This window comes from Streptomyces sp. NPDC047917 (assembly GCF_043204345.1).
Classification (GTDB): domain Bacteria; phylum Actinomycetota; class Actinomycetes; order Streptomycetales; family Streptomycetaceae; genus Streptomyces; species Streptomyces sanglieri.
Genome location: NZ_JBIDCA010000004.1, coordinates 255,209 through 278,222, shown reverse-complemented (window position 1 = coordinate 278,222; position 23,014 = coordinate 255,209). Strand labels below are relative to the sequence as shown.

Sequence of the window (23,014 nt, the reverse complement as noted above, 5' to 3'; positions counted from 1 at the left end):
CACGGGGGTCACCAGGCTGTGCGGGACATCGGCCGGGCCGGACCGGGGAGGGGGCCGGCCCGGCCGATGTCCGGGAGGGGTCACTTGCGGAGGCTGCCACCCATCTCGGAGTCGAACTGGGTCATGCCCTCGCCGTACTTCTTGATGTACTCGGAGATGCCGGTGAGGCCCTCGGTGACCTTGCCGTAGTTGTCCGTGTACTCCTGCACGAAGGGCTGGAAGTCGTTCTTGGCCGACGGGGTGTTGTAGCCGTCGGCGGTGAGGGCGTCCAGGTCGGACTTGATCTTGTTGAGCTGGGCGACCGCGATCTCGTACTCGTTCATGGTCTGCGAGGCGGCGGCGCTGGTCTTCTCGTCGTTGACGATGTAATCGGCCATCGGAATTTCTCCTGTTTCCAAGTCGGTGATGCGGATGGGTATTTCATGGACCGTTCGTGGACCCGCGCCCTACACACGACGGGTGGGGTCATTCGGTTCAGACCTTGATGGGTACTTCTTCCGGCGGATTCGCCAATTCGGTGTCCTGGTTGGAGTTGACGGCGCCGATGGTTTTCGTGGGGAGCGAGGAGAGCGGCACCTCGGGGCCCTTGGTCTTGAATCCGTGGTCGTTCTCGACCTTCTTGCCGGCCAGCGAATTGCCCACGCCGTAGCCGAGTTTGATGCCCGCGTTCTCCAGGGTGGTCTGCGCGTCGGCTCCCTTGGCGCCCACCTCGTAGCCGACGCTGACGGCCTGGCCGACGGCGCCCTTGAGGATGCTGGTGAGGGCCTCGTAGCCGTATTCGTGGAGCTCGGTTACGGAGGTGGGGCCGCCCGCGTAGGCGTGGTAGTCGTGGATCGGGGTGTGCTGCTCGTTGAAGGAGCCGTTGGCGTCGACCTCGGTGAGGGTCTTGCCGTTGGCGTCCTTCACCTGCGCGGAGCCGTTGTTGTTGACCTTGACGTCGAACGTGGCCGGGTTGCCGTTGTTGTCGGTCGTGGTGACGGTGCCTTCCACGCCGTCCTCGGTGACGGTGAAGGTGGTGTTCTCGCCGCCCGCGTTGTTGCTGAACGTGGTGGTGCCGTCCGGGTTCTGCGTGATGGTGACGTTCCCCGCCTGGTCGGTGGTGGTGGCGCCGCCGTTGGCGAAGGTGGTGGTGGCCCCGCCGCCCTCGGGGGTGACGACCGGCGCCGCGCCCTGCCCGCCGGTGACGGTGGTGTTGTTGCTGAAGGTGACCAGCGGGGGCCCGGCGGGCCCCTCCTGTCCTGCTCCGGGTTGCGCCTGAGCCACACCGGGCCCGGTGAGGCTGCCGTCCGGTCCGACGGTGACCGTGTCGCCGGGCTGGTTGCTGCCGGGCACGGACACGTCGAAGCTGCCGTTGCCGTTGGCCTTCACGTCGAACGGGCCGCCGTGGACGGTGGAGGCGCCCTTGCCGCCGACCGGGATGTCCGCGGAGGGACCGCCGCCGTTGCCGCCGACCGTGAAGGTCTCGGGGCCCGGCGCGGGGCCGCGGTTGTAGGGGTTGTGCGGGCCGTCCAGGATGTCGGACTTCTGGCCCGGCGTACCGGCGTTCTCCACGTCGCCGGGGCTCTTGCCGATGCTGGTGTTGTTGGTGTCGACGCTGGTGTTGCCGCCGTAGAAGCCGTCGTGCTGGACGACGGGGCCGCCACCGGGCGTGGGCACGGTGATGCCGCTGTTGCCGTCGCCGGTGACGGTGCTGATGGTGGTGTTGCCGGGGTTGTTGCCGATGGGGTTGCCCGCCGTGTCGATCGGAAGGTTGGTGACCGGGTCGACGTGGGTGCCGGAGGGGCCGAGGCCGGTGACACCGCCGGGGGCGAAGGTGCCGGTGGCCGGCCCGTACGTGACGGAGAACTCGCCGTCGGGTCCGCCCGGGTTCGGGCCGTGCACGACGGTGCTGCCGGGCTCGTGGACCGGGTCGGCGCCGTGTGTGGTGATCGTGGGTCCGGCCGGGCCGTTGGACAGGGTGTTCTGGCCGCCGGTCATCTCCGGTGAGCCGAACAGGCCCCAGCCCTCCTGCTGCGGGGTGTTCACCGTCACCTGGGTGTTGGTGCCGGTGATGCCGGCGCCGCTCGGCGAGTTGCCGACCGTGGCCTGGCCGTTGTTGTCGACGGTGTGGCTGACGCCGGAGTCGTGGTGGACGGTGGTGGTGGCCGGGCCGGTGCCGTCGTTGCCGATGGTGGTCGTGAACCCGTCGCTGGTGAATGTGGTGGTCTGTCCGTCCGACGAGATGGTGGCGCCGTTGTTGTTCGTGATCGTGCTCGGGGCCGGTGCGGGCACCGGTCCGCCGCCAACGGCGTTCGGGGGCGGCGGCACCTTCGCCTCGGCCCCGTCGGGGGTCTGTGCGGTGATCGTGCCGTCGGCGCCCGAGTTGACGGTCGTGGGCGGACCGCCGGGTGCCTGGCTGTGCGTGACGGTGACATCGCCGCCCGGGTTGACCGTGGTGTTGACGCCCTGGGCGTTGACGCCGTTGGTGCCGACATCGGCCTGCGCACCGCCGGCCGAGGTGTCGGTGAAGGTGGCCACGGGGTTGTTGTTGGCGTCGGTGTTGGCGGTGATGGTGACCGGGCCGTCGGTGACGGTGCCGGTGTTGTCCACGCTGAAGTTGCCGTTGTTGTCGGCGGCGGTGGTGCCGTTCGCCCCGGTGACGACGGTGCTGTTGGGGCCTGCCGGAGCGTTGTTGCTGATGGTGCCGTCGTTGTTGATCGTGCTGTTCGCCGTGTTGTTGCCGTTGACGTCCGTCTGGGCGCCGTTCCCCGTCAGGGTGGTGCTGCTGCCGCCGGAGGTGGTGACCTGCGTCGGGTTGCCTCCGTCGGCCGGGTTGACGGTGACCGAGGCGGGACCGCCCTGCGGTCCGACCGTGGTCGGGCCGTTGCCACCCGTACTCACCGACGTACCGTTCTGACTGACGGTCGTCACACCGTTCGGACCCTGGCTGACCTGGACCGGGTTGGCGGTGCCCACGCTGCCGCCGGTGCCGTTCGGGCCGTGACTCGCCTGGATGGGGCCATTGCTGACGGTCGTGGTGCCGTTGTTGCCGACCGTCACCGTGGTGTTGTCCGGGCCACCCGTGTTGACCGTCTGGGTGCCGGTTCCGCCGGGCGCGGACTTGGTGACGGTGCCGTCGCCGTGGACGCTGGTGGTGCTGCCGTCGGCGGTGGTGACCTGGGCGGGGTTGCCGCCCGAGGGCGGTTTGACGGTGACCGAGGCGGGACCGCCCTGCGGTGCGACCGTGGTCGGGCCGTTGCCACCCGTACTCACCGACGTACCGTTCTGGCTGACGGTCGTCACACCGTTCGGACCCTGGCTGACCTGGACCGGGTTGGCGGTGCCCACGCTGCCGCTGATGCCGTTCGGGCCGTGACTCGCCTGGATGGGACCGTTGCTGACGGTCGTGGTCCCGTTGTTGCCGACCGTCACGGTGGCGCCGTTCGGGCCGTGGACGGTGACCGAGTGGCCGCCGCCGTTGTCCACGGAGATGGTGGTGTTGCCCGCGTTCACCGGATTTCCGGGGGTCGGCTGCGGCAGGGCCGGCGGAACCGGGTTGCCCTGAGCGTCCTTGGCCGTGATGGTGCCGTCGGCAGCGACGTCGATCGCCTGGTCGCCGTGCGCGATGCTCGCCGAGCCGTCGTTGTTGACCGTGGTCGAGCCGCCGATGGTGACGCCGTCCGCGCCGTGGCTGATCCCGTCGACATGGAATTTGCCGTTGGGGTTGATGGTGAACGTCGTTCCGTCCGGGGCGCTGAACTTGATGTCGAGCGGCGAGAAGTCGACCTTGCCTCCTGGGCCCGCGGCCGTACCGCCGCCGTTGCCGTCCGTGGTGATCCCGCTGACGGTGACGCCGCCGTCCGGTCCCGCCGAGACCTGTGGCTGGCCGCCGGGCGGCGTCACGTCGAGGCCGCCGCCCGGCTTGGTGGTGACGGCGGTGCCGTCGGGGCCGTTGAAGGTGACCGGGGCCACGCCGTTCGGGCCCACGGAGATGTCCCCGTTCGGGTTGACCGTGATCGGCGGCTGGGTGCCGGAGGGGTTCAGGTCGAACTGTCCCTGCGGGTTGACGGCGATCGTTCCGCCGTCGGGCGTGCCGAACTTGATGTCGGCGGGCGAGAACGCCACGTTCCCCCCGCCGCCGGTGGCCGTACCGCCGCCACCGCCGTCGGTCGTGATGTTGCCGGTGGTGATGCCGCCGTCCGGGCCGACCGAGACCTGCGGCTGACCGCCGGGCGGGGTCACGTCGAGCGAGTTGCCCGGACCGTTGAACTGCACCGTGTCGGGGGTGGGGCCGCCGGTGTTCACCGTGAACCCCGTGTTGTCGAGCGTGGTGGCGGCGCCGCCCGGCGTGGTGATGGTGGCGCCGCCGCCCGGCGGGATGCTGGTGCTGACGTTGGTGTCGGTGAAGGTGACCGGGCCGCCCGCGCCTGCCGGGGGCAGGTTGACGTTCTGGCCGCCGCCGTCGCCGTTGACGACGCTCACGTTTCCGTTGTTGCCGACGTTGGCCTGTGTGCCGTCCGGCAGGGCGAATCCGCCGCCGGGATTCCCCGCGTTGCCGTTGAGCGTGGTGTTGCCGAAGTTGATGTCGACGTTGCCGTCGGCGGGGTTGTGGGTCACCACCGGCTGGCCCGCCGGGGGGCCGTTGAACACCGAGTTGACACCGTTCGCGTTGTCCGCGCTGAGCCCGCCGCCGCCCACCGTCGTGGAGCCGACGTTGTCGGTCACGGAGAGGCCGTTCGGGGTGGCGACCGTGTTGTTGTTCACGGTGAACTCCGGCGTGGGACCACCGCCGTCGCCGCCGGGCGAGCTGAACGTCGTGGTGCCGTCGGGCCCCTTGTTGACCTCGCCGAACGGTCCCGAGGTCGTGAAGCCGCCGTTCGGTCCCAGCTCCGTGGAGAGCGCGGGCTTCTCGGAGTGCGCGGGCGCGAACTCGCCGCCGAGCCCGTCGAAGATCTTCTCCTTCGTGGTCGGGCCCTGGATCGGGGTGTCGATCGTCGTCGTGGCGCCGTTCGAGGTGATGACGTCCCCGTCCGGGCTCTTGATGGTGTTCGTGCCGTCCGCGGTCGTCGAGGTGAACCCGTCGGGCGTCGTGGTGGTCGTCGACGTCTGGGGCGCCGGGACTCCGAAGGGCAGGTCGTCGGGGGCCTGGACCTGGTCGGCCTTGGGGCCGGGCGGGGTGATCTTCGTCTCGGTCTTCGCGCCGTCCGGGGTCGTGACCTTCGTCTTGACCTCGCCCGTGGTGGGGTCCGACTTGGTCGTGCCGTTGATGCCGTGGAAGCCGGTCTTCTGCGCGCCCTTGGTGTCGGTGAACAGGACGTTGCTGGGCTTGAACGTGCCGTCGACGACACCGAGGCTGTTCACGGAGAACGCCTTGTCGATGTTGCTCTTGAACTTGCCCTTGGTGGTGAAGGCGTCCTTGATGCTGGTGGCGAACTTCGTCCCGCCGAACAAAGTGAGGGCACCGGCCGTGGCGGCGCCGAGCGCGGCGCCCGTGGCGGCCGAGGCCGCGTCGAACTTCTTCCCGTCGACCGCCGCCGTAATCCCGCTCGCCAGGAATCCGAGGGAGAACTCGGTGGTCACATCGATCGCGAACTTGGCGCCGAGGGCCAGGCCGGGGGACGCCTTGAGACCCACGAGCCCCTTGGCCAGCGGGTCGATGATCTTGCGGACGAACGTCGAGTTCTTCAGAGCGGCCGAGACCGCCCCGGACGCCGTCCCGACACCCTTGCCCACCTTGGCCAGGAACGGCGCGAACTTCGCCAGCTTGCCCGCCGCCCCGACGATCTTCCCGAGCCCGCCGAGCAGCACACCACCGGGCACGAGGGTGAGCAGGCCGATGATGATCTCACCGGCGTCGATCTTGCCCTGCGACACCATCCGGATCACCGAGACGGCGAACAGGATCGCGCCCAGGATGAGACCCACGACCGGGAAGAACACGGCGACGATGCCGATGATGACCCCGGCGATGATCTCCACCAGCGGGTTGTCCGCGAGGAAGTCACCGAACTGCTTCACCCAGTCCCGTGCGGGGATGGCCTGTTCGGCGGCTTCGTCGAGGATGACCGTGGCCTTGTTGGACCCGTCCTCGCGCATCCGCTGCGCCGCGCGGCCGAGCTCCTCGGCGGCGGACAGCGCCTCCTTCGCGGCGTTCACCTCGCCCTGCTGTGTCTGGCGGGTCTCGGCCTGTTCCGGAGTGGCGTCCGCCGCGAGCTCCGGGACCTCCGTCTTCGCGGTGGCGGCGACCTCATCGCCCTGGTCGATGGCCCGGTCCAGCAGGTCCTGGGCGTCGGTCAGGGTGTTCGCGTACTCGTCGTAGGCGCCCGCGGCGGTACGGAAGGAGTCCCGGGTCTTCTCCAGGAGCCCCGGCAGGTCCTTGGTGATCCGCGTCTTCAGGGCGTCCATCGCCTGGCCCTTGCCACGGCGCAGCGCCCCGTCGGCGCGCAGCAGGTCGACCGCCTCGCCCGCCCCGTCGCCCAGTTCCTGATAGGTCCTGGCCAGTGTTCTGATCGCCTCCGGGTTCCCGGGGGTCGGGTCCTCCCCGAACCCGAGCACCTCCCAGCCCGTGGTATGCCGACGCGCCATGTCCAACTCCTCTCGGCTGCACGCTCGTTCGGCACCACCTAACGGGGCGGTCGACGTTTCGGTTCAGCTCGTTGAACCGCTCCGGGGATCCACGCGTGTGACGGCCGACGCATCTGCAGTGCGCGTCACCAGGCCCCGTACGGAGGAGGACGAGAAAGATGCGCGACGCCCCGAGGACAACGAACGACGCGCGGCGGTCGGCGCCGTGGCGCACGACGGCACGGGTGACGGCGGTGTGCGGTCTGGCGGCCGTCACCTGGCTGGCGCTGCCCGCACCGGCGCAGGCGCTGGGCTCCGTACGGGCTCCGGATTCCGTACGGGCTCTGGACTCCGCACCGGCACCGGCGGCCCTGCGGATGCAGCCTTCCCGGGCCCTGCGGGCCGACGAGGTGACGAAGTACTACGTGGTCAAGTCCGCTCAGGAGAACGGCGGTGGGCAGGAGACGCTGTTCGGGATCGCCCAGCGCACCCTCGGCGACGGCGACCGGTTCGAGGAGATCCTGGTCCTCAACAGCGGGCGCCAGCTGCCGGACGGTTCTGCCTTCGTGAGCCCCGATCAGCTGACCCCGGGCTTCCCGCTGATCCTGCCGGAGGACGCGGACGGGCCCGGCGTGGAGTTCGGTGTTCTGCCCGAGGAGAACGCCGACGCGGCGAAGCCTCCCGCACGGAGCGCCTCCCCCGCGCCTCGTGCCGCGGCCGGCCGGGGCTCGGGACAGTTCGCCGGGCTCGGCGAACGGCTCGGGTCGCCGTGGCTGATCGGGGGTGTCGCCGGCGCCGCCGTACTCACCGTGGTGATCGTCGCGCGGCGTCCGATCGGCCGGGCAGTGCGCGCCACCGGATCCGGGATCGCGCGGGCCGCCCGGGTGCTGCGGCCGCGGCTGCCGCGCCGCCTGGCCCTCGCGCTGCGGCGGCGTCGGCGGGGCGCGCTCGCGCGGCGGCTCGCGGCGGACACCCGTACGCCGGTGATGGTGCGGCAGGCCCTGCGCGAATTGATCCCCGCCGACGCGGCGGAGGCGGAGCGTCCGGTGCGGGTCTACAGCGTCCTCGCCGAACCAACGAAGCTGCTCGCGTCGGTGTCGGGGGCGCACACGGCGCCCGTGCCGTGGACCGCGCTCGAACCCAATCGCTGGGAGCGCACCGGGCTGACCTCCGTCATCGAGGGCGATCCGACGGCCGACGTGACCCTCGCACTGCCGCACCTCGCCCGGATCGGGGTGAGCGAGCGGGGCGCGCAGGTCATGGTGGACCTCGGGCAGATCAACGGTGCGCTCAGCATCAGCGGTGACCTCGTCGTTGCGCAGGACACGGTGGCGGCCCTGGTCCGCGGTCTGCTCGAACTTCCCAGGCAGAGCACGGTGGTGGTGTCGGTGGACCCGAGCGCAAGCGCCCTGCCCGGCCTGAACGGCCTGGTCCGGGTCCGCTCGGTCACCGATGTGCAGGGCAAGGCGCCGGACGAGATCCTCAACTCGGCGGAGGAACTGGGCATCGGCCTGGTACGCGGCGCGGCCCGTACCGGCGAGGTCACGGGCTTCGTCGTCCTCCAGGACGCGCCGACGGCCGAGGAGGCACGGGCCCTCGCGGACCTCTCCTCACCGGAGGCCGGCAGCTGGACGGTCCTCACCGTCGGCGACATCCCCGGCGCGCACTGGCGGTGGTACGCGGAGAGCGACGGAAGCGTGGACCTGGGCGTGCTCGGCATCCAAGTGGTCGTCCCGACACAGACGTTGGCGGGGGCGGGCACGGGACGTGTGTGACGCGCCCCCGCACGACAAGGCGTGTGGCTGCGCGTGTACGGCCGGGCGCGTTGTGATGGTGGCATGCGGGCGCACGCCGATAGAGGCGACCCGAGAAAAGAAGTCCCCCGGCATTGAACCGTTCTGCAGCCGAAGCCGTTTTCACGGTGACCGGCCAGGACGGATTCCGGGTCCAGAAACTCCGCTCCGGCAGTCGGCCGACCTCCTCCCTGGCTGCCGGAGCGGGCCTTCAGGCGCACATCGAGCACATCAAAAGACGCCGAAGAGGCCGCACAACCACCTGGGCAATCAGCTCAGCAATTCATTTCACGCATTCATCGAGAATTCCGAAAGAGGGATCCCCATGCGCAAATTCGCCTACGCACCGGTCGCGATCACCCTTGCCGCGGTCCTGACCACAGCGGCGTGCGGCAGCTCCCAGAGCACGGCGGCAACAACCGCCGGCTCCGCCAAGCGTTCCGCCTCGAAAGGCGGGGCGCAGCCCAAGGAAGCGGGACGCCTGAGCGTGTGGAAGAGCGCGAATCTGGGATCGGTCGTGACAGACGGAGCGGGCTTCACCCTGTACCGCTTCGACAAAGACACGGCCGAGCCCCCCGCGTCCAACTGCGCGGGCGACTGCGCCGCCACCTGGCCTCCGGTGCTCGCCGACAGTGCGAAGGCGGGCCGCGGCCTCGACCCGTCGCTGCTGGGCTCGGTCGAACGTCCCGACGGCACCAGGCAGCTCACGCTTGCGGGCTGGCCGCTCTACCGCTATGTGCAGGACACGGTGCCCCGGCAGACCCGGGGCCAGGGCGTCGGCGGCACGTGGTTCGCGGGCGCCCCCGACGGGTCGAAGGCGAAGCAGACGGAGAGTGCCCCGAAGGCACTTCCCGCGCTGTCGACGGTCGAGGACAAGGAACTCGGCGAGATCGTCCGCGACGGCAAGGGCCGCACGCTCTACCGCTTCACCAAGGACACCGCCTGGCCGATGAAGTCGAACTGTCAGGGCGACTGCCTCAAGCAGTGGAAGCCGGCCAAGCTCGTCGACAAGAAGAACATCAAGGGCATCGCGTCCAAGCTCCTCATCAAGTACACCCGCCCCGACGGCACTGAGCAGCTCACCATCGACTGCTGGCCGCTCTACTGGTACACCGGTGACGAGCAGCCCGGTGAAACCAACGGGCAGGGCGTGAAGGGCACTTGGTTTTCCGTGCGGGGGGACGGCACACTCGCCAAGTGACTGGCCTCAGGCATACGCCGACCGTCAGCCCGACCATGCACGGCAGGGCCACGCCCCGTCTGCCCGGACGAAGAGGCCCTGCCCCGAGCTGACGCCTTCCGGACTCCGCTCGGTTCGAACGCGCCGTTGCCCGAGCGGAACAACCCCGGCCGCAGCACCTCTGGCGGCCGGGGCACATCCACGAAAGGGACCAGGAGATCTGGGGTGTGCCTCTGTCGCCCCTCTTGCGTAAGGAACCGCAGCGTGAACGGCTGCGACAGCACGTCGACCAGGTCAACCAGCAAGTGGAGCACGGTCCGGCATATCGGCTTCTCTGCCCCTGCACACTCACGCGGGCCAACCTGGAACACTTCCGATACACGCCCTGGTGGCTGACCTGAAGTTGAACCGCCCGCAGGAGCGATCTCGTTGTCTGCAGGCCTCCTGATTCTCGGTAGCCTCGCTCATGGCGATCAGCTCCTTGGTGCCGTCCGGGCTTCGGAAAGCCGGGAACAGGTGGTGCTCCAGTAGCGAGTCGAGATTCCTGACCGACGAGTCGGCGAGGTGACGCCGGCGGGCCTTCCACTCGGCGACGTACTCGCTGAAGTGCGCCGCTCCGTGCTTCTTGATGCGTTCGGCCCTGGCTTGGTTCCTCGGGGTGACCTTCTTGCTGTTGTAGACCTCCGTCAACCGGTTGATGGCCCTGTCCTGGGTGGGGAACCCGGACTCCTGGGTCTGCTTGCCGGTTGCGTCGCGGTAGCGAAACTTGTACTCGTGGGGGCACTTGGACCACCTGGACTGCGGGTGCTCGCAGTCCTTGAAGAAAACGCCCATGCCGTGGGCCAGGCTCTTGGCTGCCACTGGTTCGACTCCCGGATTGCCAATGCTGACGTTTTGCTGACCCAGGATGGTCCGTCACGTTCCTGAGCTGGGAAGAAACGGGAAATGCATGGTATGTGGTGGAACTTCATCGGGCGCTCCCACGAGGAGATCGAGGAGGCCCGGCGGGCCTGGACGGAGACCTCGCGGTTCGGTGAGGTGACGGGTTGTGACGGTGACCGGCTGCCCGCCCCGAACTTCCGCCCGGCCCCCTCAAGCCGCGTGGCCGGGTGCGCTGACGTGGTCTTCTGCGGGTGGCGCCGGCTCGCGAGCCAGTGAGCCGGCGCCGCCCAGGGCGCCCCGCCCGTTCCCGGGCCCGGGGTGGCCGCCGAGAACCCGGACTTGAACATGTTCAAACCGCGTGTCAGGGTACGGCGTGGGTTCCTGAGTCCACCGGTCGCGCACGCGGCCCGCAGGGCCCGCCGGGGGTGGAGCGTGTTGTGTCGCAGCCGTACCGCGCTGGTCTTCCTCGTCATGGCCTTCGCCCTGACGGCCTGCGGCAGGTTCACCGTCATGCCGCCGCCCGACGGCGAGCCGGTCGTTCTGGAAGCGACCGAACTCGCGACCACGTGGACCGATGCGGAAGGCGGCACCCTCACGCTGAAGCGGGACGAGAGGCTCCTCGGCCACCTGCGTATCAACGACGGCGACTTCGTCAGCCGCCCCCTTGCCGCCCCATACATGTGGCCCTTCCTGTGGCGGCCACCCACATAGGTTCGTCCGCACCCCTCACCTAACGTGCGCTTCGCAGAGCAGTGTGGCGAAACCGGTCGGACGGACGACAGGGAAGATGGGGACGGGACGATGGGGCACAGACGAAGCCGGACAAGGCAATGGCGCCTACTGCTCACCTTCCTGCTGACAGCGGCTGTCGGGTGGCCGATCACCAGCGGAACCGCGTCGGCCACGCAACTGCCCTCCCATCTCTCCCTCGAAGCGAGTTTTGGAGCGGGGACCGTCACCAACGGCTGGGACTCCGTCGAGCGCTATCTCGACACGACCAGCGGATTCGGCACCGAGAACTACCCGTCGGACGGCCGCGGTGATCAGGACGGCAAGCGCGTCACGTACTTCGGCGGTGTGCCCCGGCCTTCCTCGGGCAGGTTCCTGCTCTACTCGGCACCCGGCTGGAACACCGGCAGCCGGACCACCCCCGTCCTCCTCGTGCACGGCGCCAACGACACCGCGGACCGTGCCTGGGCCAACCCCGGCGAGGCGGGCGGCTACGGATGCGGCGCCGCCGCCTGCCCGTCCACCGGGCTGATGCAGTACCTTGCCGAGCGCGGTCACCGCGTCTTCGCCGTCGGCTTCGCGCACAAGCAGGGCGACAACCTCAGGCAGGCACAGATCGTGGGCGACGCGATCGCTGTCATCAAGGCGAAACTGGGTGTCGACAAGGTGGACCTGGTCGGCTGGAGCAAGGGCGAGATGTCGGCCCGTGCGTATGTGTCGTCCGTGAAGCCGGGCTGGGGACGGGCGTACGCCGGTGACGTGCGCAAGCTCATGACCGTCGGCGGCCCGAACGGCGGTTACGACTACCCCTACGCGCACGGCTGGGCGCACGACTTCTCCATCTGGCCGGAGTGCGGAGGCAAGGTCAACGCTCCTTCCCCGCACTCGCACATGACGTGCTACGGGCAGTACACGGCCCACCCGGAATTCTCGATGACACCCTCCGGCGGACACGACAACTACCCCGGCCAGCGGCAGATGCTGGCCCGCTGGGACGGTGTGTACGGAGTCGACGGCGCAGCCCAGGACTGGTACACGACGTACTACGGCGGCCGGGGCCTCTACACCGCTGGCAGCGGAATCCAGGCCGCGATCGACGCCGGTTCGCTGATCGAGCCGCTGCACGACGCCGCGGTGCCGGCCTCGGTCACGACGTATCTGCTGGCCGGCGGATCCCCGGACGTGCTCGGCATCTTCAATGAGAACCGCGGACCCAGCGACGGTGTCGTCTTCATCGACAGCGCGCTCGACACCACCGGCATCCCCACGGTCGGCGGCAGGAAGACCGTCCTCGGCGCCAACCACCTCGAACTGGGATGGAACTCCTCGGCCGCCGCCCAGATCGCCGCCTGGCTTGCGTAGCAACGTGGACCGGCGTGAGTGCCCACCGACGTGACTGTTCAGAGAACGTGTGAAAGGCAGGACCGCACATGACCACGAGTGGCAACCGCACCCGCCGCGTGCCCACCGAGCGGCTGACCGTGCAGATCACCGAGGTCCGGGACGAAGGTGAACCGGTCGTCTTCCTGCACGGCAACGTCTCCTCCGCCGCCTTCTGGCACCCGACACTTCAGCTGCTCCCGGACCGCTACCGTCCCATCGCGCCGGACCTGCGCGGATTCGGCGCCACCGACCCACTGCCCATCGACGCCACCCGCGGTCTGCGTGACCATGCCGATGACCTCGCGGCGCTGCTGACGGCCCTCGGGATCGAGCGGGCGCACCTCGTGGGCTGGTCCATGGGCGGGGGAGTGGCCATGCAGTACCTGCGCGACCATCCGGCTGCCGTTCGCTCCATGACCCTGGTGAACCCGGTGTCCCCATACGGTTTCGGCGGCACGCACGGGAACGACGGCGTTCTCAACTCGCCCGACGGCGCAGGCTCGGGCGGGGGTACGGCCAACCCCGACTTCGTGGCGGGGCTCGCCAAGAGCGACCGCGGAGACGGTTCTCCGTTCTCACCCCGCGCCGTCCTGACGAACTACTACGGCAAGGCGCACTGGCGGCCCGAGCGCGAGGACGCTTATGTCGAGTCGATGCTCACCACGCGGACGGGCGACGACCACTACCCGGGCGACAGCGTGCCGTCCCCGTCCTGGCCCGGGGTCGCGCCCGGCACCCGAGGGGTGCTCAACTGTCTTTCCCCGCTTCACATCCGCCTCGACGACCTGCATGTGATCGCCCCGAAGCCACCGGTGCTCTGGATCCGTGGCGAGGACGACGTCATCGTCTCGGACACCTCGATGTTCGACCTGGCACACCTGGGCGCGACCGGTGCGGTGCCCGGCTGGGACGGCACCCCGGCCCAGCCGATGGTGGCGCAGACCCGCCACGTCCTGGCCCGCTACGCGGCCGAGGGCGGTGCGGTGAGGGAGGTCGTGGTCGCCGACGCCGGGCATGCGGTACATCTGGAACGCCCGGACGAGTTCCTGACGGCGCTGCTGGACGTCATGGCGACATGACGCACAGCGTGGTCCCGGTCGCTGCTGCGGCTCTGGACAACCGAGCCACAGCAGCGACCGGGGGACCGGCCCGCAGGAGGCCGAACCGGTGCCGGCGGGGTGCGGTGCGAACCCGCGGTCGGAGAACGGTGGCACACCGGCGTGCCGGAGGTTGTGCCACCGGATTCACGAGTCCACCGGGTGTCCGGCCCCGCTGAACAGCCCGACGTCGTTGAACGCGATCAGCCCGTGATCGCGTTCAACAACGGCAGGTAACCTTGGCTGTGCCCTGCCTTGTTGGGGTGGTAGGACTCGTTGATCTTGTCCCACTCCAGGCTCGTCACCCAGGTCTGGTTGTCGGAGCAGATGGTGTGCGGGTCGAACGCGGCACGCGGGTCGAGGAAGGTGAATCCGGCCTTCGCGGCCTCGGCCGACAGGACCGAGGCGAGGGTGTCGGCGGCCGAGTTGAGCGCTGTCCGCTCGCGGTCGCTCAGACCGAGAATGCCGCAACTGCCGCCGATCGTGTACAGCCGGGGGTATCCCACCACCACGACCTTGGCGCTCGGCGCCTTTGCCCGGATCGCCGCGTACGTGCTCGCCAGAGCGGTCGGCAGACTGCTGGTCGCGGCGGCCTTCGCGGCCTCCACCCCGGCGATGCAGTCCTTGTCGTCGATGGTGAGGATGCAGTTCTTCAGCACATCGACGAAACCGACGTCGTTGCCGCCCACATGCACCGTCACCAGTGTGGTGTCCGTCGTGAGCTGCGGAACCTGCTGGCTGGTCAGCTCCGCGGTGGTCGCGCCGGAGCACGACGCCTCCACGAACGAGTACGAGGGGTGCTGTTGGGCCCACAACCGGGAGTACGTCGACGGGCCACGACGGCACGGGTCGTCGGGGTTGTCGTATTCGCGTGTGCCGGGCGCGACGGCGTAGGAGTCGCCGAGTGCCACGTACTTGCCGGCGGCGGTCGTCGGCTCGATGTCCGCGGCGTACGCACCTGAGGCAGCCGGGACAGACAGGCAGACGGCAGCCAACGCGAGGGATAGGGACGCGAGGCGTCTGCGGGCTCGTGATGAGCGCATGTTTCACTCCTGGAGTGTGTGAGGGTGCTGGAGGACCTGTTGGAGGACCTGCGGGAGCAGGTGGACGACCAAGGGCGCTGCGCGACCGGGAGCTGGAGTCGGCAGTGTGCGGAGCGTGGTGCTTCCCGGGGCGGCGGTCCGGGGCGACGAGCTGTCCGTGCGGCCCGGCGCCCCGTCGGCGCAGGAAGCCGATCGGCTGGCGTGTCCGGGGAGTGTCAGCCCTGAACTTCCGCGATCAGCGAGAGGGCCTTGGCCTCGCTCTCGTCGTACCGGTCCGGGAACGCCGATCGCTGTACGCTCTGCGCCAGTTCACCCGCCGTGAATTCCGGGTTGCCGGCATCATTCGGAATGGCCTGGTCCAGGAACGCGTTGGTGGCGTGCACCGGGTCCATGCACTCTTCGGGGGTGCCCCAGCCCTGGCTCGGGCGCTGCTGGAAGACGCCGAGCGAGTCGCGGTCGCCACAGTCCAGATTGTTCATGTGGGACTCCACCCAGCCCGTCTCGAACGCGGCGAGCAGCACCTTGGCGGTGACGCCGCGCCCGGCCGCTGTCCGGTACACGGTCTGGGTGATGTCCAGGGCGCGGTCCGCCGGAACCGCGCAGCGGATGTCCTGGAGTTCGGCGTTTGCGCGGTGGCGGGGGGCATCGCCGGTGTCCGCGAAAGCGGTCCCCGCAGTCACGTTCCCTGCGAGCAGAACTCCCGCTGCCAAGGCAATTACTGCACGTGCGAATGTTCCGGGAAACCGTAATCGAGACATTTTGGGCAGGCTGGACATTGAAATGTCTCCTTCCAGCTCCCGCCTCAAGCCACCGAAGCGGAAGCTGTTTGTGTGGGGGGTTGCGCGCTAATTCGGCGGACCTTATCTCAAGCGACGTGTACGCGTCAATGTCGTAATTGTTGAATCCGAGACGTTCTTTAGTCGGCCGGTGTCGAGGCGCTTCTCGGGATTCTCGTGAGCCGGATCCGGCGATCGGCGTGGATAAATGATCACGCCACCTCCGCTTTCATTGGTATAGGCATGCCGTTCAGCTTTGGCGCAATCCGTGTGGTGCGGGTGCCCGTGGTGTGTCAGGTCCCGGTCGTCTTTCCCTGTGTCGAGTGGCGATGGCTGCCGTGAATGGTGAATGCGTATCCATGTTGATCATGCGGGCACATTCGGAATGGCATGTTCGGGTGATTTGGGAAATTTTGTTGCTTAATTCACTTCAATGTCGGGTTGACTCGTATCAAGAGAAGTTGTGGACTCGATGTCCCGGAAATTCAATCCGCCGATGTCAAGCTGTAACCGCGAGAGCCGAGTGGATTGCCGTACTCCGTAGTACGATCGCGACTGCCTGTCCTCGAATGCCTTTCCCCAACCCCCCACGAGGCGCTTGATTCGCGACAGATCGCTCCTCTTTTAGAGACCGAGTCAGGCTCGCGTGCTTTCGCGCGCCCTGTGAAGAGAGTGACTGGCGTCGTTGCTGGATATTTGATTTCGCGCGCCTTCTCGTCCCCTGGAGTGTTTCCATGCGCACGCCCTGTTTCGGCATTGATCGTGGCATGTCCGCGACGACCGATCTCGTTCTCGCAGTGCATCCGTTCGGTGTCGCGTCGGCACGGTTCACCGCGGCCGCCGCACGTGCGGGCGGCCTGGGAGTACTCGACCTGACGGGTGATGTCAGGTCCGCCCGTGAGCAGTTGCGCCTGGCCGCCGAGTGGACACGCTCCGGATTCGGCGTACGGCTGGGCGAGGGGCACGGCATCCCTGCGCCGGACCTTCCCGCATGTGTCCACACCGTGGTCCTCGCCGCCGGGGCGGAGGCGACCGCCACCGACTTCCCCGGGCGTCGCGTGCTGGCCGAAGTGACCTCCGGCTCCGAGGCGCGGGACGCCGTGGCGGCCGGGGCCCACGGACTCATCGCCCGTGGCCATGAAGCAGGCGGCAGAGTAGGTGAGTTGAGCACGTTCGTGCTGCTCCAGCGGCTGCTCGCGGACGAAGCCGACGGGCTGCCGGTATGGGCCTGCGGCGGAATCGGCGCGTACACCGCGGCGGCGGCGGTCGCGGGCGGCGCCGCCGGTGTGGTCCTCGACACCCAGACCGCGCTCCTCGCCGAGGCGGAACTCCCCGCGGAGATCACCGGCGTGCTCAGTGGGCTCGATGGCTCGGAGACCGTGATCGATGACGGTCTACGCGTGTTGAAGCGGCGGGTCCCCGGTTCGGACAGCGCCGTGGCCCCTCTGGAGATCGGCCAGGACGCGTTTCTTCCGGTCCGCTTCCAACGGCGCTGGGGCACACTCGGCGCAGCGATCCGTGGCATCCGCGCCGCAGTGAGCGACGCGCTCTGCGACGGCGCGCCCGTACTCGGGCCGGACAGCACGGGCAGCCGGGCTCTCGGCACTCGACTCCCTGTTGTCCAGGGGCCGATGACACGGGTGAGCGACCAGGCGGCATTCGCCGCCGCCGTGGCCGCGGAGGGCGCCCTGCCCTTCATCGCGCTCGCCGTGTCCGGGGCGGAGCAGACCCGCGCGGTGCTGGAGGCGACCCGCAGCGCCCTGGGCGACGCACCCTGGGGTGTCGGGGTCCTCGGCTTCGCCGACGAGGAGATCAAGGACGCCCAGCTGGAGGTCATCCGGGAGGTCCGCCCCTCGCACGCCGTCATCGCCGGCGGCCGTCCCGCGCAGGCCGCGGCACTCGAAGAGGTCGGCATCTCGACCTTCCTGCACGTGCCCTCGCCCGGACTGCTGGACCAGTTCCTTGAAGCGGGTGCACGCAAGTTCGTCTTCGAAGGCTCCGAGTGCGGCGGCCACGTAGGGCCCCGCGCCAGCTTCCCGCTGTGGCAGGCGCAGCTCGACGTGGTGGACGACTTCCTCGCAACTGCCGGGAAGGACGCCGCCGCCGAACTCCAGCTGTTGTTCGCCGGCGGCGTGCACGACGAGCGGTCCGCGGCCATGGTCGCCGCCATGACCGCCACCCTCGGCGCGCGGGGCGTCGCGAGTGGAGTGCTCATGGGTACCGCCTACCTCTTCACCGAGGAGGCCGTCGCGGCAGGCGCGGTACAGCCGGCTTTCCAGCAGCAGATGGTCGACGCCCAGCACACCGAACTGCTGGAGACCGCCCCCGGCCACGCCACCCGTTGTGTGCGCAGCCCCTTCACCGACGAGTTCGTGGCCGTCAAGGAGCAGCTGCGGACCGGTGACGTGCCCAGCCGCGAGGCATGGGAGCGGCTGGAGCAACTCAACGTCGGACGATTACGGCTGGCGAGCAAGGGCATCGAACGCGTCGGTGCGGAACTGTACGAGGTCGACGAGGACCGGCAGCTCTCCGAGGGCATGTTCATGGCCGGTCAGGTCGCCGTCCTGCGGTCGGAGGTCACCACCGTCGCCGCGCTGCACGCCTCGGTCACCACGGGCGCGCAGGCCTTCCTCGACCGACGCAGAGCCGCCCTCGACACCGGACCCGACGAGCCGGCCGCCGCCTCCGAGCCACTGGACATCGCCATCGTGGGGATGGCCTGCGTGTTCCCCAAGGCGCCCGATGTGGAGTCGTTCTGGGGGCACGTGCTGTCCGGCACCGATGCCGTCACCGAGGTGCCCGCCTCACGCTGGGACCCCTCCGTCTACTACGCCGAGGACGGGTCGGGGGAGCACACCCCTTCGCGCTGGGGCGGCTTCCTGCCCGAGATCCCCTTCGAGCCCCTGGACTACGGCATTCCGCCCGCCTCCTTGCCGAGCATCGAACCCGTCCAGCTGCTGGCCCTCGACGTGGCGCGACGCGCGCTCGCCGACGCCGGATACGCCGACCGCCCCTTCCGGCGGGACCGGGCCTCCGTGGTGTTCGGGGCCGAGGCGGGAAGCGACCTGTCGAACACCATGACGCTGCGCACGGTGCTGCCCTCCTACGTCGGACAGCTTCCGCCCGAGCTGGACGCCCAGTTGCCGCGCCTGACCGAGGACTCCTTCCCCGGCATCCTCGCCAATGTCATCGCCGGACGGATCGCGAACCGCCTCGACCTCGGCGGCGCCAACTACACGGTCGATGCCGCCTGCGCCTCCTCCCTCGCCGCGGTCGACGTGGCCTGCAAAGAACTGACGGCCGGCACCAGCGACCTCGTGCTGTGCGGCGGCGCCGACCTGCACAACGGCATCAACGACTACCTTCTCTTCGCCTCTGCGCACGCACTGTCCCCCACCGGCCGTTCCGCGCCCTTCGACCGTTCCGGCGACGGCATCGCGCTCGGCGAGGGCGTGGCCTGCGTGGTCCTCAAGCGGGTCGCCGATGCCGAACGGGACGGCGACCGGATCTACGCTGTCGTCAAGGGCGTCGGCAGCTCCAGCGACGGCCGGGCCCTCGGCCTCACCGCGCCACGCGCCGACGGCCAGCGCAGGGCACTCACGCGCGCCTACCGGAACGCAGGGATCTCACCGGCCGAGGTCGGCGTGGTCGAGGCCCACGGCACCGGCACCGTCGTCGGCGACCGCACCGAACTGGGCGCCCTGACCGAGATCTTCACCCAGGCAGGAGCAGACCCCGGCGGCTGCGTCCTCGGATCGGTGAAATCCCAGATCGGCCACACCAAGTGCGCGGCCGGCCTCGCCGGGCTGATCAAGACCACGCTCGCACTGCATCACGGCGTCAAGCCCCCCACACTGCACCTGCGGCAGCCGAACCCCGCCTGGGACGCACGTACCAGCCCCTTCGCCTTTCACACCCGGGCCAGGCCCTGGCCTGCGCCGCCCACCGAACGCGTCGCCGGCGTCAGCGCGTTCGGCTTCGGTGGAACCAACTTCCACGTCGTCCTGCGCGCCCACGACGACGGCGCCCCACCCATCCACGCCCGCGACGAGTGGCCCGCCGAACTGTTCACCTTCCGGGGCGCCGACCGCGAGGCCGCCGCAAAGGCCGCCCGGGAACTCCTCGCTCTCGCCGAGGCCGACCACACGGCCCACCAGCCGTACCGCCTTCGAGACCTCGCACTGGCCGCCTCCCGCCGCGCCGACCTCGCGGCCGTGCGCGGCCTGCCCACCCACATCGCCGTACTCGCCTCCTCCGTACCGGAGCTGACGGCAGCGCTGCGCCGGGCCGTCGACGGCGAGCACGCCCCCGACGACGGCATCCATCTCGCGGACGGCACCGAACCGGGCGAGACGGCCTTCCTCTTCCCCGGGCAGGGCAGCCAGCGCCCCGGCATGCTCGCCGACCTGTTCGTCTCCTTCCCCGAACTCCAGCGCTTTCTGCGCCTCGACGAGTCCGCGGCGGCGGCCCTCTTCCCACCCGCCGGCTTCGACGAGGCGGGGCGCCAGGCCCAGGCGGACCGCGTCACCGACACCCGCGTCGCCCAGCCCGCGCTCGGCATCACCGCACTCGCCGCCCACCATCTGCTGGGCCGCGTCGGCGTCCGCCCGGCGATGGCGGCCGGACACAGCTACGGCGAACTCGCCGCCCTCGCCGCGGCCGGCGTCCTCGGTCCCGAGGAACTGCTGTGGTGCAGCAGGGCACGCGCCGAATCCGTCTTCGCCGCCGCCGGTGCCGCCGCCCCCGGCACCATGGCCGCGGTCACCGCCCCGGCATCGCAGGTCACCGCCGCCCTGGTGAAGGCGGGTGTTGCCGAATCCGTCGTCGTCGCCAACCACAACTCACCTCGCCAGACGGTGATATCCGGCCCCACCGACGACGTGGAGACCGCCGTGGAGTGGCTGCGCACACAGGGGACGAAGGCGACGCGGATCCCTGTGGCCTGCGCCTTCCACAGCCCCTTGGTCGCCGCCGCGGGCGATACCTTCGCAGCGACACTGGCCTCGGTGCCCCTGGAGACCCCGTCGATCCGGGTGTGGTCCAACCGCACCGCAGCCGTCTATCCCAGCACCCCCGCGGCGATACGCGCCGAACTGGCCGCTCAGATCGGATCGCCGGTCCGCTTCGTCGAGCAGATCGAGGCCATGTACGAGGCAGGCGCCCGGATCTTCGTCGAGACGGGCCCCGGTGCGGTACTGACCCGGCAGGTCACCGAAATCCTCGGAGACCGGCCGCACCGCACCGTCACCCTGGAGGCCCGGCGCCGTACGGGCCTGTCCGGCTTCCTTGCCGCACTCGCCGAACTCGCCGTCGCCGGGGTCGACGTACGCACCGGTTGGTTGTTCCAGGGCCGCGACGCGGTCGACGCCTCCCAGGTCCCGCGCCACAGGCGCGCGGGCTGGACCGTCGACGGCCACCTCGTGCGCACCGCCGACGGTGCCGTCCCGGCTACCGCCCTGCACCCCGCCCAACGCATATCGGAGGCCCTTGTGACCACGCGTTCCGGCAGAGACGGAGACCACGGACACGTGCTCCACAACGATGTCGCCCACTCCGGGGCGGGGGCCGGCAGCGAGGCCCTTATCAGCGAGTTCCTGCGCACGAGCCGTGAGATGCTGGCCGCTCAGCGCGACGTCCTGCTGGGCTACCTCGGCGTCGACCCCGGTGCCCGCCCCGGCCCGGTGCCCGTGGAGCACGCACCCCGTGAGCTGACCGCGACCGTGCTCCCCGGACCCGCCGCATCCGCCGGGACGGCCGTCCCCGAGCCCGCCGTTGCGCAGCCCGCACCGGACCCGGAGCCGGCCGAACTGACCGCGGACGCGGTCCTCGCCGCCGTCCTGGAGGTGATCGGCGAGCGAACCGGCTACCCGGCCGACATGATCGAACCCGACCTGGACCTGGAGGCCGACCTGAGCGTCGACTCCATCAAGCGCGCCGAGATCGCCGGGCAGCTCGCCCGACGGCTCCACCTGCCCACCACCGACGGCGTCGACATGGAGGAACTGGCCAAGGCGCGCACCGCCGCGGGCATCGCCGAACTGATCGTCGCCGCACGGCAGGACGACACCCCGCCGCCCGAGACCGCCGCCCCCGGGCCCGCCGCGGTCGACCCTGCCGCTCCACCCGCTGACGCCGAAGCAGTCGTCATGGCCCCCAAGCGGCTCGTGATGACCGAGTTCGACCTCGCTCCCGCTGCCCTGGAGCCCACCGAAGTCGCCGGACGAACCTTCCTGGTCATCGGCGGGGGCCCGCTCGCAGCGGCCGTCTCCGAGCGGCTCGACTCCCACGGTGCCCGGGCGGTGACCGCCACCGGTATACCTGATGACGGGCGCTTCGACGGCCTGATCCACCTCGCCTCCCCGGACGGCGGTCCCGCCCACGAACCGGTACTGCCCGGTGCCGTTCCCCTCTACCAGTCCGCCCTGGCCACCGGCGCGCGCTGGGTGTTGGCCGCCGGTGCCTCCGAGGGACTGCGCGGACTCTTCCGCTCGCTGTCGCGGGAATACCCTCAGACCCTCACACGCGTCGTCGAACAGCCTGCCGGAGCAGACCCGTCCGCCGCGGCCGACGCGATCGTCGCGGAGCTGACCGTCGCCGACCGCGAGCCGGTCGTGCTGCGCACGGGAGACACCCGCCGCGGGCTGCGGATGACCGAGACCGACCGCGGCATCCTGGCAGGCGCCGGAGCCGGACCCTCCGACGACGGCGCCGCCGAGGCCGCGGCCCTCGGACTCGACCACGAGTCGGTGGTGCTCCTCGTCGGCGGGGCCCGGGGCATCACCGCCCGGTTCGCCACCGCGCTCGCCACCGCCTCCCGCTGCCGCCTGGAACTGTTCGGCCGCACCCCGCTCCCCTCCCTGGAGGAAGAAACCCCCGCAACGGCCGCCGGCACCGACGCCGAACTGCGAGCCGTCCTCATCGCGAGCGGCCTGAAGTCCCCGGCCCAGGTCGAGCGGGAGATCGGAAGGATCCAGGCCGAGCGCGAGGTCCGTGACACGGTCCGCCGACTCAGCCGGCTGGGCAGCCGCGTGCGCTACCACTGCGTGGACGTGCTCGACGCCGAAGCCGTGCACCGTGCGGTGAAGAACGTGCACGCCGAACACGGCAGACTCGACGCAGTCGTCTACGCGGCCGGTGTGATCGAGGACAAGCTGCTCGCCGAGAAGTCCCCGGAATCCTTCCACCGGGTCTTCAGCACCAAGGTCGAAGGCGCCAGGACCGTGCTCGACGCCGTCGGCGGGCTCTCGCACGGCCCCCGTCTCGCGGTGCTGTTCGGCAGCATCGCGGCCACCCTGGGCAACCGCGGCCAGACCGACTACGCCGCCGCCAACGACGCCCTCGAAGCCATCGGCCGCGACTGGGGGGACGGCGCCGACCGCCGCGGGCTCACCGTCCACTGGGGCCCGTGGGCGCCCACCGGGACCAACAACGGCATGGTCACCCCGGAACTGATGCGCAGCTACGCGGCACGGGGCATCCGCCTCATCGATCCCGACGAGGGCGCCATCAGCCTGCTGCGCGAGCTGGCCTGGGGCCCGCAGGAGACCACCGCCGTCGTCTACACCGCCTCGGGGTGGTGACCGCGGCG

Annotated in this window: 11 protein-coding genes and 1 pseudogene; 7 read left to right on the top strand and 5 right to left on the bottom strand. The window is 70.1% G+C overall.

Features of this window, described 5'->3' with window-relative positions:
* Window positions 1-80: 80 nt before the first annotated feature.
* Both ACGF8B_RS10995 and ACGF8B_RS10990 read right to left on the bottom strand, forming a co-directional pair.
* Window positions 81-377 carry a hypothetical protein gene (locus tag ACGF8B_RS10995; RefSeq protein WP_342281611.1) on the bottom strand — a complete coding sequence of 99 codons (297 nt, stop codon included), beginning with the start codon at window positions 375-377 and terminating at the stop codon, window positions 81-83.
* A 97-nt stretch (window positions 378-474) separates the two neighbouring features.
* Window positions 475-6,564 carry a hypothetical protein gene (locus ACGF8B_RS10990; RefSeq protein WP_392736865.1) on the bottom strand — a complete coding sequence of 2,030 codons (6,090 nt, stop codon included), beginning with the start codon at window positions 6,562-6,564 and terminating at the stop codon, window positions 475-477.
* A gap of 158 nt (window positions 6,565-6,722) precedes the next feature.
* On the opposite strand from ACGF8B_RS10990, the gene ACGF8B_RS10985 reads away from it, so the two are divergent.
* Window positions 6,723-8,318, top strand: a complete 1,596-nt coding sequence (locus ACGF8B_RS10985; protein ID WP_392736864.1) for a hypothetical protein — start codon at window positions 6,723-6,725, stop codon at window positions 8,316-8,318.
* Between the two features lie 343 nt (window positions 8,319-8,661).
* Window positions 8,662-9,537 (top strand): SCO0930 family lipoprotein, encoded by an 876-nt coding sequence (locus tag ACGF8B_RS10980; RefSeq protein ID WP_392736862.1) that lies wholly within the window; start codon window positions 8,662-8,664, stop codon window positions 9,535-9,537.
* Window positions 9,538-9,864: 327 nt separating this feature from the next.
* Here ACGF8B_RS10980 and ACGF8B_RS10975 read toward each other — a convergent pair whose 3' ends face one another.
* A complete protein-coding gene (locus ACGF8B_RS10975; protein WP_392736860.1) occupies window positions 9,865-10,377 on the bottom strand; it encodes a hypothetical protein in 513 nt (170 codons plus the stop codon).
* Between the two features lie 93 nt (window positions 10,378-10,470).
* Between ACGF8B_RS10975 and ACGF8B_RS10970 the strand changes: the two are divergent.
* From ACGF8B_RS10970 to ACGF8B_RS10955, 4 genes and pseudogenes are all read left to right on the top strand, one after another.
* Window positions 10,471-10,634, top strand: a pseudogene (locus tag ACGF8B_RS10970) (pirin family protein); the annotation flags it as partial.
* Window positions 10,635-10,830: 196 nt separating this feature from the next.
* Window positions 10,831-11,109, top strand: a complete 279-nt coding sequence (locus ACGF8B_RS10965) for a hypothetical protein (RefSeq protein ID WP_392736858.1) — start codon at window positions 10,831-10,833, stop codon at window positions 11,107-11,109.
* 90 nt (window positions 11,110-11,199) lie between these two features.
* Window positions 11,200-12,489 carry an esterase/lipase family protein gene (locus ACGF8B_RS10960; protein WP_392736856.1) on the top strand — a complete coding sequence of 430 codons (1,290 nt, stop codon included), beginning with the start codon at window positions 11,200-11,202 and terminating at the stop codon, window positions 12,487-12,489.
* Between the two features lie 68 nt (window positions 12,490-12,557).
* A complete protein-coding gene (locus tag ACGF8B_RS10955) occupies window positions 12,558-13,589 on the top strand; it encodes an alpha/beta fold hydrolase (RefSeq protein ID WP_392736854.1) in 1,032 nt (343 codons plus the stop codon).
* Window positions 13,590-13,810: 221 nt separating this feature from the next.
* Here the strand turns inward: ACGF8B_RS10955 and ACGF8B_RS10950 are convergent, their stop codons facing one another.
* Complete coding sequence (locus ACGF8B_RS10950; RefSeq protein ID WP_392736852.1) at window positions 13,811-14,650, bottom strand: SGNH/GDSL hydrolase family protein; 840 nt, start codon at window positions 14,648-14,650, stop codon at window positions 13,811-13,813.
* 215 nt (window positions 14,651-14,865) lie between these two features.
* A complete protein-coding gene (locus ACGF8B_RS10945) occupies window positions 14,866-15,330 on the bottom strand; it encodes a hypothetical protein (protein ID WP_392736851.1) in 465 nt (154 codons plus the stop codon).
* A gap of 863 nt (window positions 15,331-16,193) precedes the next feature.
* On the opposite strand from ACGF8B_RS10945, the gene ACGF8B_RS10940 reads away from it, so the two are divergent.
* Window positions 16,194-23,006 carry an SDR family NAD(P)-dependent oxidoreductase gene (locus ACGF8B_RS10940; RefSeq protein ID WP_392736849.1) on the top strand — a complete coding sequence of 2,271 codons (6,813 nt, stop codon included), beginning with the start codon at window positions 16,194-16,196 and terminating at the stop codon, window positions 23,004-23,006.
* Window positions 23,007-23,014 lie beyond the last annotated feature (8 nt).

Bases quoted from the DNA above. Each gene is read 5' to 3' on its own strand.
- ACGF8B_RS10985 (WP_392736864.1), top strand. From the start codon at position 6,723: ATGCGCGACGCCCCGAGGACAACGAACGACGCGCGGCGGTCGGCGCCG.
- ACGF8B_RS10990 (WP_392736865.1), bottom strand. From the start codon at position 6,564: ATGGCGCGTCGGCATACCACGGGCTGGGAGGTGCTCGGGTTCGGGGAG.
- ACGF8B_RS10940 (WP_392736849.1), top strand. From the start codon at position 16,194: ATGTCCGCGACGACCGATCTCGTTCTCGCAGTGCATCCGTTCGGTGTC.
- ACGF8B_RS10960 (WP_392736856.1), top strand. From the start codon at position 11,200: ATGGGGCACAGACGAAGCCGGACAAGGCAATGGCGCCTACTGCTCACC.
- ACGF8B_RS10995 (WP_342281611.1), bottom strand. From the start codon at position 377: ATGGCCGATTACATCGTCAACGACGAGAAGACCAGCGCCGCCGCCTCG.
- ACGF8B_RS10955 (WP_392736854.1), top strand. From the start codon at position 12,558: ATGACCACGAGTGGCAACCGCACCCGCCGCGTGCCCACCGAGCGGCTG.
- ACGF8B_RS10980 (WP_392736862.1), top strand. From the start codon at position 8,662: ATGCGCAAATTCGCCTACGCACCGGTCGCGATCACCCTTGCCGCGGTC.
- ACGF8B_RS10950 (WP_392736852.1), bottom strand. From the start codon at position 14,650: ATGCGCTCATCACGAGCCCGCAGACGCCTCGCGTCCCTATCCCTCGCG.